This window comes from Vibrio cyclitrophicus (genome assembly GCF_024347435.1).
In the GTDB taxonomy this organism is placed as follows: domain Bacteria; phylum Pseudomonadota; class Gammaproteobacteria; order Enterobacterales; family Vibrionaceae; genus Vibrio; species Vibrio cyclitrophicus.
This window is the reverse complement of record NZ_AP025481.1, coordinates 1,664,530-1,675,767: the sequence shown is the minus strand read 5'-3', so window position 1 is coordinate 1,675,767 and position 11,238 is coordinate 1,664,530. Positions and strand designations below refer to the sequence as shown.

Here is an 11,238-nt window from a genome sequence, read left to right as displayed (position 1 = left end):
GTATGCTCGTTGGGTTTAGCCAATTAAGTTATCAAAGCTCTCAAATACTTGCGGGCACTTCATCACTCGTCCGTGACCTTGGCCTCGAGTGGCAATCAAGGTGACGCGATCCATTTCATTGGCAGCACGTTGAGAGACATCAAACTTAGTGAACTTGTCTTTCTCATCATGAACAATGATCGTCTGCGATTCGCGAAGCGCTAATTTACCATAAGGATCCACTGATTGAATTGGGTAGTTAAACTGCTCTTCCACTTCACCTACAACCGCCTCAAACAGCTTCATTGAGTAACCAGAACGTGCCACACTGCCAAATAGGTTTTCTAGGTAATCCAACACAGGCGCGATCAGCAACATTGGCTTGTTTTCCAATTTAACGTGCTTGCACTCCAACGCAGAAGCAGTGCCCATGCTGTGGCCAACCAAACCTGCCACTTCACCAACCGAATCTAGAATGGCCTCTAAACCGTTCACAAACGCTGGAATATGACCATGTACACCATCACTGCCACCATGAGCAGGGTGATCGTAAGCCAAAGCCGTAAAGCCTTTGGCTGCGATGTGTTCCATGAGAGGGAAAAACTGACTCGCTGTCCCCGACCAACCATGAGTAAGCACCCAAACCGGTCCAGTACCCAGAGAGTATGTCTTCAATACACCGTCACGACCTTTGATCTCACTTTTAATCAAACCTTTTGGATCGGCATTCTTTTGCTCGGTGCGCATTGGAGTCAGCAGCAATTTACGTGCTGTTTTCTTCGCATGGCTAGGCGCTAGAATATAGTGAAGGTTTGTCGTGGCACCAATTAAGCTGCGCTTAAAACTGAATTTGTTCGATGTATTAAAATAGATTTTGTCACTCATGACCTGTCCTTGTTTCGCCATACAACTTGGCGGATAGAGCTCGGCCCCAGAAATCGAACGACCGTGCTATTTGTTTATCTAAAAAATGACGGTAATTTATTATCACTTACCGCCACTTCTATAAAATTGTGGTCAGCCTTACTAAAGCAAAACTTACGTTTTTTACGAATAAAATGATTTTCGAGTAAAACTTGTCAGCAATCTAAACCGCTTTCCAACTCTCTACTAAACGTTCTACGCCACTCCAGAAATGAGTGTGACTCGCTTGCTGACCTCGTAAGGAGTAAAACAAGTTAGCACTCAAATAAAGCCCATATAACTCAAAAGTTGCCTGTTTAGGTTCTAAATCAACTCTAAACTGCTTGCTCTCGATCGCTTTAGCGACCTGAATGGTCAAGTAATCAATCCACACTGAAATGGTTTTCTGCAGTGCCTTCTGAATCACAGACGTTTCGCTGCCTGCATCTTTCCATGCATCAATAAACATGCAGCTACCTTGAAACGAGTGATTCCAACCCAGCCAATTATCGAGCAGCTGTTTCAATTTCGCTTCAATGTCACCATCTCCCAACTCTCTTGCAGGCGTGATGACTCTTTCAGTGAATATGGCGTTGGAATACTCGAGCACAGAGAGTTGTAGGTTCTCTTTAGAGTTGAAGTGCGCGAACAATCCACTCTTAGACATACCACACTGCTTGGCTAATTCGCCAATCGTTAAACTCTCGAGACCATTTTCACTCGCAAGCGCGAATGCATGGCTCAAAATATACTCTTTGGTTATCTTTCCTTTGCTCATTATTCACCAATGATAAATCTGATGATTATTTTTAGCACGTTCGTACTTTTTTTCAAAGTTTTTTGCTTAACCGCAGGGATTTAATTTCTCTTATCAAAGAATTGTGGAAAAATGCGACAGTATTCAAAGGATATTGAGCGAAGCAGCTATTGATCGAAGTAAAAATTGATCGAAGCAGCGCCAAGTTATTCAGTTATTCAGTTATTCAGTTATTCAGTTATTCAGTTATTCAGTTATTCAGTTATTCAAAAAGTAACGACTCAATTAAACAACAAAGGAAAAATAATGAACACACTTTGGGAACAGTTTGCGTTTTCGGCGTCAGTAACAGGCCCCATCTGTCTAATGCTGTTTCTTGGTGTGATGCTCAAGCGAATCGGCTTGATCAATGACAACTTCATCGATGTCGCATCAAAGGTCGTCTTTCAGGTCGCTCTACCAGCAATGCTATTTTTGAGTATTGTTCAGTCTAACCACGATTTTTCGGCTAGCGGCAAGCTCGTTATTTTTGGCTTGGTGGCGAACCTTGTGTTCTTCATATTTACCACGGTAAGCACGAAAATAGCCTTTAAAAAACCAGAAGACCAAGGCGTAATAGTGCAAGGTGGCTTTCGAGCTAATACCGCCATTATTGGACTCGCCTATGTTGCAAACATCTACGGCAACGACGGCGTTGCGCTCGCAGCTCTTTATGTCGCATCACTGACCGTTCTCTACAACATTCAGGCGGTTATCGCACTCACTCCGAAGGGTCAAGAGTCTGGTGATAAAGCCGTTCAAGTGATTATTAAAACACTGACCAAAAACCCTCTGATTATCTCTATCGCAATGGGGGTCTTGTTTTACTTACTGTCTATTCCAGTGCCGAAAATGGTGTCGGATGCAGGACAATATTTTGCCAATATGACCTTACCACTGGCTCTTTTATGCACTGGAGGGTCGCTTGACATACGATCTCTGAAAAAAGATAAGGGCCCCACCTGGTTCTCTACGGGATACAAGCTGGTCTTGGCTCCGCTGCTAATTACTTCAGTTGCTATATTCTTCGATTTTAGAGGATTAGATCTTGGTCTTATTTTCTTGATGAGCGCCGCGCCAACCGCTGCCGCAAGTTACGTAATGGCGCGAGCGATGGGGGGAAACTCTACCTTAGCCGCCAATATTATCGCTCTAACGACTGTCGTTTCTCTTATCACTTGCACGCTTGGTATATTCGCACTCACTGCAATGAATTTAATATAGCTGCGACAGGCTTCAAATAATCAACACAAGCCTTAAAACTAAGGCCGCAAGCCTTGATTTAGGACTAACGTATTCGCCATAAAGACTGTTAGATTTTACGAAATTTTTCTTAGAGATCTGATATGTCTTCCGTTCAACATACGCCTGCACAACGCATTGCCAGTATCGAGTTGGGCCGAGTGATTGCTATATTGGCGATCATTGGTTTACATGGCCAAATGGCACTGACTTATTGGCAAATCAATGAAGTGCCATGGATTGGTTATGTTCTTAACCAAGCCGCGCGCTTCGCCGTGCCGCTATTCTTTCTTATTTCCGGCTATCTGATCCAACCTAAACTCACAGCGTCGCCTTGGACAACCTTCATCAACTACTCCAAACCACTACTCAAAGTTTGGTTGGTATGGAGCATCATCTGTCTGGTCATGCCATTCAACCTCGCTAAGGTTGAAGAATTGGGTTACTTAGGCGAACGCCAAGGTTACTGGGGCTTCCTAATGAACACCCCGCTCAACTCTTTCTTAGAGGGCGGACTAGTTCACTTATGGTTCCTTCCTGCTCTAATGTTCGCTGTTTTGATCATCGCCTTAATGGTTGAGATGAAACTCGACAAACTGCTATTACCAACGGCTATTCTACTTTACGTATATGGTGTGTTGGCAGGCAGTTACACAAGCTTAACCGACCTCAGTGCACCGTTCTTCACTCGTAACGGCCCATTCTTTAGCACACTGATGGTGACTTTAGGCTTCCTGATTCGCCAACATCAATGGAAGGTGTCGTCAACAAAGGCCTTGGGGTTCTTAGCGATAGGCATGTTCATCCACTTTGCCGAAGCTGCATGGCTAACCAACTTTGATGTCGGGTTTAACATGAATGATTTCTTGTTTGGAACCACATTATGGGGCGTAGGTGTATTTATGTGGCTTCTGGCCAATCCAAATATCGGCAACTACGCATGGGTTCGTTCTATTTCAAACCGAATGTTGGGCATCTACGTCAGCCATTTGTTAGTTATTATCGTGCTGTTCAATGTTTGTGGAATATTAGGTATCACAGAGATCGGTAAAGATATCACTGCATTCTTCGGCACCTTTATCCTGAGCTTTATGTTGGTTTCGGGTATCGAAAAGACACCTCTGCAACGCTGGTTGCTTCGCTAACAGCCATCTCACCGGAAACGTTAAACTCTCTTCCCAATATTTATCTGCCAGTGAAAACACTAACCCATGGTCACTGGCAGTTTTTACTTAACTCAAGTATCGACATCCATCTAAATATCTACACAATCATAAGTATTTACACAAACCTCAATATTTACACAAACCTAAGATAAATATCGACAACCTTCATTTGATACTCACCGTTATCCCTCGATCTCTTTTAGCCATTGACGTGGTGATATACCAGAGACATGTTGAAACGCACGAGAGAAGCCAGAGTAACTGCTGTAACCAACCTCATCAGACACCCAATTAATTGGCTTACTTTGTAACAGTAAAGACTGAGCCACTGAGATACGCCACTTTTGTACGTAATCTCCGGGCGTTTCACCGACCTCTCTCTTAAATGCCTCGATAAATTGAGTGCGAGACATCGCAGCCAATGATGCCATTTCCGCAACCGACAAATGACGAGCAGGCAATCTGTGGATAGCGTTCATTACAGGAGCGAGTCGAGTATGGGCAAGAGCTGAAAATAGCCCTTTATCAATTTTCTGTTGTTCAATGAGATGACGGAAAATTAAAGCCATTAATGCATCACTAAATTTATCCATTAAGTATTGTTGGCCTGACGATTCTTGGCTCGACTCCCGAAACAACACTTCGATCACTGGAATTAAGTTAGGTGCTTCATCAAACGGAATCACTATCACATCAGGAAGAGCAGACAACAAAGGATTCATCTGCCCTGCTCGATATTCCACATTCGCGCACACCAACTCTGCCCCCTCCCCCACCCCTTCAATCGCATGTGGCGTGCTGTTAGGCAAATACACCATGCAAGGCTGTGAAAGTTGCTTACTTTCCTTGTGAGCACGAGATAAGGTCAGCTTCCCCGCGCTCAACACATGAAGATGCCCTTCCTTACCCTGTCGTGGCTTGAATGACGATACACCACACAGATTTCCAGAGTAAAAAACACCAGTACGTATCGAGAAATGTTCCATTAGTTGTGACAGCAGATCCATGCATCCTCCGAACGATTCGCTTACTTTTTAGTTCTTTTGTCCCTCTATAGACCGGACTAGTGGGCTAATTTATTCAAACAAGATAACCAAAGAAGACAAGGAAATTGTTATGTCATACATCAAACCAGCCAATAAAAAACTCACTCTAATGGTAGCGTTACTAGGTACCAGCTTCTCGCTAATGGCAGCAGATATCGACATGAGCGTTGATAGCAATGACATAGCGATCAAAGGCTATGACCCAGTAGCTTACTTTACTGATTCGGGCGCCGTTCAAGGCTCATCAAAATTCACAGCAACTTATAAGAACGCTATTTATCAGTTCGCAAGCAGTGAAAACCGAGATCAGTTTCGTACTAACCCTGAAGCTTATGCGCCTCAATACGGTGGCTATTGTGCCTTTGGTGTAGCTATGGGCAAGAAGTTTGAGACCGACCCTAATGCATGGAAAGTCGAAGATGGAAAGCTATATCTGAACTTGGACAAATCTGTACAAAAACGATGGTTGGAAGATACACAAGAATTTATCCAAGATGCCAACAGTAACTGGACGACGATCAAAACTGTCGAAGCTTATAAACTCTAGTCGATAAGCTCTAGTCAACAAGTTTTAGCCTATAAATTTGTCCACTACTCATTTTAGCCTTCAACGTTTATCCATTGCCCATTAATAAAAACGGAAGCGACCGAACGCTTCCGTTTTCATGTCGACGATTTAACCATGGATAAGTAGTCAACTAATGGTGACACCACAATAAACAACGATGTGACACTCAAATCAGAGAAAAGCATAAAGCCCTCAGCACGAATCAAATTCATTTTTACTCTATACTTCTGACAGATAAGCTTTTCTTTTTCAGGAAGAATAATGATATTAGCTAGGATTGTTGCACTCGGGCTTTACACTCTATCAACACTCACCTATGCCGCCCCATGGCAATTTGTGAAAAGCGAAGATGGAATCGTCATTGATAAGAGGCCACATAGTGAAGGCTTGGTAGAAATACGAGCGAAAATGCAAACACCGACCAGTTATTCTGGTTTTTTGTTATTGCTGGAAGATAGCGACAATGTGCCGAACTGGATAGACAATGTATCTGCAAGCCAAGTGTTAATGCAAATTTCTGAAACTGAAAACATCGTCTACACCCAGTTTAAAGCACCTTGGCCTGCTAGAAATCGAGATATGGTGACCTACTCCCAGTACAGCGTCGAAGATGGACAGTTTGTTTTATCGATTAAGGATGCTTCGAACTATTTGGCAAAAGAATCAGGGTATATTCGAATCTACGATGTGGACGCACTTTGGACATTGCAACCACTTACCAATGGCAATACCTACATTACCTATACTGCGTATGCGAACGCGGGTGGGATATTACCAAATTGGTTGATGAACAAGTTATCGATCGGCAGCGCACTGAGTACGTTTAAAGGGTTGAAAGAGCAGCTACCAAAATACCAAGGCCAGCAACACCCTCACCTGCCAAGCGAGTCTCGCTAGCTATATAACTGCCAATAGTGGAAAGCAAACCACTAAGGCCTTCTTGCCAGATCTCGAGCTAAGATCAGTGCTAAACCAAATACCTGAAGAAAAAGCGCGATATTCTTGTAGAAAGCCATTTTCTCATCGAGCCTTTGTATTAACTCAACCAAGGTTAGGTTATCCAAATAGTAATCGTCGATTCGTGTTCGTTGTGCTTCTTGAGCACGGTTTATCAACACCATAATCTCGGGTAAATTAGCCAACGAAATCGTTGGCACTTCATCACTCACCCAGCGCCTGAGCTGGCCGCGCAACGCTTCATTGAGAACTGTCGCAGGTTGAGCCACTTCTGTTGGTCGTTTATCAAGGTGAATTAGAATGGCTTCACGCTTGCGTTCTAGGGTTTCGATCGTATTCCAGGCTAGTTGTATCGAATATACATTGCCGTATTTGCGATCGTTGTATTCCGCTTTTTCCGCTTCAAGTTTATCTAACACCAAGCTCGACATAACAATCGCCATGATGTTGAGTATCAGACCTGCAAGGACAATTGCCCAAGCAGGAGGAAGGCGTAATACCATAATGCTCCCTAGAACATTTTATCAAAAGGTAGGTAAGCTAAGTTTAGGACAATCAAAGAGATCATGCAGATAAGCGTTAACACCATACCCACTTTTCGACCCTTAAAATTTTCCGCTAGAATTCCTTTAGCATGAATCACACGTCCCAAAAGAAAAGCCACGCCCAGTACATGAATAAACCAAACATTGGCTCCGTTCATCTCTAAGAACCCCATCAAGATAATTGTAATGGGGATATAATCCATTGCGTTGCTTTGTGCCGAGCGTGCTATCTGCAACGACTCAACACCGCCATCGGCGTAAGCGACCAGGTTCGCTCGCCTCTGCTTAATAACTTCGATCGCTAACCAGATCATGACGACCGTCAGCAAGGCTGCGTAAAGTGCTGTAACCATTATGTTTCCCTATCACTTGGTGTTAATTCGTCATACATTACCCATCAATTCATTGGTGCAGTCAATGCAAAATGATATTTGAGCCCGAAAATATGTAAGAGATCTCTTACATGTAACGTAAGAGATCACAATTAAGCTTCGCAGAAAACACCTAAAAAACAAACCCAACCCTTTGTTTTGTATGAATCTACGCATATTTATTTCAGTTAGCGTATTCATTTATTTCTTACCATCAATTGCGAGCAAAGCCTCCAAAGTGTTTAATACACAGGTCGACAGGGAGTTGGCAGGAACAGGAAAAAGCCTAACGGATTAGGTATCTTCAGGACGAAGATTTGATGACTTAGGATGAGTGATCAGCATGGAAGTTTTCCTCTAGGATAGAGCCACTCGCCAGGATGACGAGTTAGCAAGGACACCGCTAGGAAGGCGACGAATTGGATAGGTTAAAGGATTTAGCCACGTCAAGGAATGATGCAGGGAGCACCAGTTACCTATTGAAAAATTAGTAACGCGCAGTAGCAGGATGGCTACAAAAAGAATAAACCCCGTTTGGTGAAAGCCAAACGGGGTTTCCTTTTTTTTAGCGTTTGAAAAGTCTCATTGGCAATTCATTTACCATAAACCCTAAAAAGTTTCGAGAACTGTCATTCTACAAAAGTTATAGAATAATATTCATCAAGAACATCGCACCAAACGCATTCAATACTGAAATCGCGATCATCACTGGAATATAGCGACCTTCAATACCAATTGGTCCCATGATACGTCCCATGTATTGCACCAACAAACTTGAAGATAAACATCACAGCAACCGCTAGGCCAATTGACGAAGTTACCGCCAAATAACCATCCATAACTGGAAGGGTGAACAGTACTGTACCTGAAGAGAAGAAGTTAACGATCGCCCCGCGCCAGCATCAGTACTTTGAAGCGACGCAATCAATGCTAAGCCTGAGTTGCCAGGAGTATCCATCAAAGCTAATACTTTCGCCACCGTCTTTCTTTTTCACTATAATCTATTGAATTATTAAGATATCTATCACACCCCACATGCTTATTTAGGTCTACGCTTTTACCCGTGTTAATAACTTATTAACTTCGGAGCGTAATCCATGCTAGGTATCCAGCTTTCAGCTGTTCTCTCTCTATTCTTCTTTTCAACGGTAGCAGCTGCTTCCACTTCTCAGCTAGAGGAATCGCTCAGTCTAACCAACTCGTTTGCTGGCTACCTGTCGCTGACCATTTTCGTTGTCGCCTACATAGTGGTGATGATGGAAGAATACCTAAAGCTCAGAAAGTCAAAGCCCGTGTTACTGGCAGCTGGCTTAATCTGGATTATCATTGGTTTCACTTACCAAGAACACAACCTTGTCGAAGTGGCCAAACAAGCCCTTGAACATAACTTACTAGAATACGCTGAACTACTGCTGTTCCTACTCGTGGCCATGACGTACATCAGTGCCATGGAAGAGAGGAGGTTATTTGATGCATTGCAAGCGTGGATGGTAGGCAAAGGGTTCAATTTCCGGTCTCTATTTTGGTTAACAGGTATTCTTGCATTCTTCATTTCCCCCATTGCCGATAACCTCACCACGGCTCTATTGATGTGTGCTGTGGTTCTTAAGGTCGCAGGCTCTAATCCAAAATTCGTTAACCTCGCGTGTGTGAATATCGTGATAGCTGCCAATGCCGGCGGCGCATTCAGTCCGTTTGGGGATATCACGACACTAATGGTTTGGCAGGCTGGACATGTCAGTTTTACCGAATTCATTCCGTTATTTATTCCTTCAGTGATGAACTACTTGGTTCCAGCACTGATCATGTCTTACTTTGTTCCAACCACTCAGCCCGATACTGTGCACCAACACATCGAGTTAAAACGTGGCGCAAGGCGAATCGTCTTCTTGTTCATCATGACAATCGGTACCGCGGTCGCTTTCCACGCCGTGCTTCACTTCCCTCCTGTAATGGGCATGATGATGGGGCTCGCCTACCTCCAGTTCTTTGGGTATTACCTACGCCAGACCTTGCCCAATTCGCTCGCTAAGAAAAAAGCGGTGGCGATTGCTAACAAAGACGAAGGCGCGCTTAAGAGATTAGGTTCAGTCGTGCCATTTGATGTATTTCGTAGGGTATCTCATGCCGAGTGGGACACGTTATTGTTCTTCTACGGTGTCGTAATGTGCGTGGGCGGCTTGAGTTTGTTAGGTTACTTAGAGCTTGCCTCTGGTGTGATGTACAACCAATGGGACCCAATTTGGGCCAACATCATGGTCGGGATCTTGTCTGCTATTGTCGATAACATTCCAGTGATGTTTGCGGTGCTGTCCATGGAGCCACAGATGTCAATAGGTAACTGGCTATTGATTACCTTAACTGCAGGTGTTGGGGGCAGCTTGTTGTCTATTGGTAGTGCAGCAGGCGTGGCGTTGATGGGGGCAGCGCATGGGAAATACACCTTCTTTGGGCACTTAAAATGGATGCCAGTGATCATGATAGGTTATGCCGTCAGTATCGTCGCTCACTTATGGCTTAACAGCGCTCTTTTCTAATTAGACAACTCGCCCAAAGGCTTCTCAACCCTTGTCCAGACATTGCTTAGTTGCATCGCTGGGCAGCGGTTGCAGGTGAGTACCGCACCTTGATGTTGAATCCGCATTACCAATCCAGGGTCAACTCGACTATTTGCGGAATTTAATTTAATGTTGATCAAATCATCTTCGACACGATACGTGCGGGTAACGGTATTACCCATAGTTTGATAAGTCACTTGCCCCGATTCGAACACTAAATAGCTGCCATTCTCAGCGTTCTCATACATGCCTTTGAACAAAACAAGCTGTGGTACTTCGAAGGGGCGACTCGTGTCGGTTAAGCAGCCAGTTAGCAATAATGCGCTACTGCAGCAGAATATAAGTGAATAACGGCTATTCATTTGAGCATCCTTGCTTGGAGAATATAGTTAAATAGTATGCAACTAAACTAGTATTTTCCAGAAAGCGCCAATTTTATTGTAAAGTCACTCTTTACGTCCCTAGCCCATGAGTTTTTAACCATAAATCGATACATCAATGAATGGCATTAGTACTCAATATCAATTTGTGCACCATGAAAAGCAATGCACTCTCGATAAAGCCCAATCAACATTCTCTACAGAACCTATCTACTCCTGTTCCCTTCCTTCGATAACCAATAAGCGTTGCTTTCGTTCGACACCACCTGCATACCCGGTCAGCTTGCCATTTTTACCAATCACACGGTGACACGGCACAATCACTGACACCGGATTTTTGCCATTCGCTAGACCAACAGCACGCACCGCTTTCGGATTGCCAATCGCATCAGCCAATTGTGCATAGCTCCAGGTTTCACCGTATGGAATCGTCGTGAGAGCTTGCCACACCGACTGCTGAAACGGTGTACCCTTGGCTGAGATCGGCACAGTAAATTGAATGGCTTCGCCAGAAAAATATCGATTGAGCTGGTCGGCAACCAATTCAAAGATCGGAAAGTCATCATCTCGAACGCCTAACTGATCTGGCTTGGTTGTGTATGTTTCAAACCAAAGACCGAGCAGCCCTTCATCGTTCCCCTGTAAAGTCACGGTTCCCAGTGGGCTCTCATAATAAGTAAAACGGTTAGTCATAATATCTCCTAGCCTAGTACTACAGATGTTTGTG

At 43.9% G+C, this 11,238-nt stretch carries 12 protein-coding genes and 1 pseudogene; 5 read left to right on the top strand and 8 right to left on the bottom strand.

The features are described from left to right. Positions 1-15: 15 nt before the first annotated feature. Both OCW38_RS22205 and OCW38_RS22200 read right to left on the bottom strand, forming a co-directional pair. Positions 16-864: an alpha/beta hydrolase gene (locus OCW38_RS22205; protein ID WP_010432519.1), complete on the bottom strand. Its 849-nt coding sequence runs from the start codon at positions 862-864 to the stop codon at positions 16-18. A gap of 202 nt (positions 865-1,066) precedes the next feature. Then, positions 1,067-1,660, bottom strand: coding sequence for a TetR/AcrR family transcriptional regulator (locus tag OCW38_RS22200; RefSeq protein WP_010432517.1), 594 nt, complete (start codon positions 1,658-1,660; stop codon positions 1,067-1,069). 285 nt (positions 1,661-1,945) lie between these two features. Here OCW38_RS22200 and OCW38_RS22195 point away from each other — a divergent pair, with 285 nt between their 5' ends. After that, positions 1,946-2,902, top strand: a complete 957-nt coding sequence (locus OCW38_RS22195) for an AEC family transporter (RefSeq protein ID WP_261896151.1) — start codon at positions 1,946-1,948, stop codon at positions 2,900-2,902. A gap of 122 nt (positions 2,903-3,024) precedes the next feature. Further along, on the top strand, positions 3,025-4,065 hold the full coding sequence (locus tag OCW38_RS22190) for an acyltransferase (RefSeq protein ID WP_261896148.1): 1,041 nt from the start codon (positions 3,025-3,027) through the stop codon (positions 4,063-4,065). A gap of 203 nt (positions 4,066-4,268) precedes the next feature. Here the strand turns inward: OCW38_RS22190 and OCW38_RS22185 are convergent, their stop codons facing one another. Further along, entirely contained in the window at positions 4,269-5,093 is an 825-nt protein-coding gene (locus tag OCW38_RS22185; protein ID WP_016766909.1) for an AraC family transcriptional regulator, read from the bottom strand. A gap of 109 nt (positions 5,094-5,202) precedes the next feature. On the opposite strand from OCW38_RS22185, the gene OCW38_RS22180 reads away from it, so the two are divergent. After that, positions 5,203-5,679, top strand: a complete 477-nt coding sequence (locus tag OCW38_RS22180; RefSeq protein ID WP_010432507.1) for a YHS domain-containing (seleno)protein — start codon at positions 5,203-5,205, stop codon at positions 5,677-5,679. A gap of 282 nt (positions 5,680-5,961) precedes the next feature. After that, complete coding sequence (locus OCW38_RS22175) at positions 5,962-6,597, top strand: START domain-containing protein (protein ID WP_016766908.1); 636 nt, start codon at positions 5,962-5,964, stop codon at positions 6,595-6,597. 32 nt (positions 6,598-6,629) lie between these two features. Here the strand turns inward: OCW38_RS22175 and OCW38_RS22170 are convergent, their stop codons facing one another. The 3 genes and pseudogenes from OCW38_RS22170 to OCW38_RS22160 form a co-directional block, all read right to left on the bottom strand. Beyond that, a complete protein-coding gene (locus OCW38_RS22170) occupies positions 6,630-7,160 on the bottom strand; it encodes a hypothetical protein (RefSeq protein WP_010432498.1) in 531 nt (176 codons plus the stop codon). Between the two features lie 8 nt (positions 7,161-7,168). After that, positions 7,169-7,555, bottom strand: coding sequence for an MAPEG family protein (locus tag OCW38_RS22165; protein WP_010432496.1), 387 nt, complete (start codon positions 7,553-7,555; stop codon positions 7,169-7,171). Positions 7,556-8,334: 779 nt separating this feature from the next. Further along, positions 8,335-8,561 (bottom strand): annotated as a pseudogene (locus tag OCW38_RS22160) (nucleoside recognition domain-containing protein); the annotation flags it as partial. A 109-nt stretch (positions 8,562-8,670) separates the two neighbouring features. On the opposite strand from OCW38_RS22160, the gene nhaD reads away from it, so the two are divergent. Next, positions 8,671-10,110: a sodium:proton antiporter NhaD gene (gene nhaD / locus OCW38_RS22155; RefSeq protein WP_016766906.1), complete on the top strand. Its 1,440-nt coding sequence runs from the start codon at positions 8,671-8,673 to the stop codon at positions 10,108-10,110. On the opposite strand, the gene OCW38_RS22150 is transcribed toward nhaD, so the two are convergent. Both OCW38_RS22150 and OCW38_RS22145 read right to left on the bottom strand, forming a co-directional pair. Continuing rightward, a complete protein-coding gene (locus OCW38_RS22150) occupies positions 10,107-10,493 on the bottom strand; it encodes a hypothetical protein (protein ID WP_016766905.1) in 387 nt (128 codons plus the stop codon). The genes nhaD and OCW38_RS22150 overlap by 4 nt on opposite strands. A gap of 228 nt (positions 10,494-10,721) precedes the next feature. After that, positions 10,722-11,204: a methylated-DNA--[protein]-cysteine S-methyltransferase gene (locus OCW38_RS22145; RefSeq protein ID WP_016766904.1), complete on the bottom strand. Its 483-nt coding sequence runs from the start codon at positions 11,202-11,204 to the stop codon at positions 10,722-10,724. Positions 11,205-11,238: the final 34 nt, after the last annotated feature.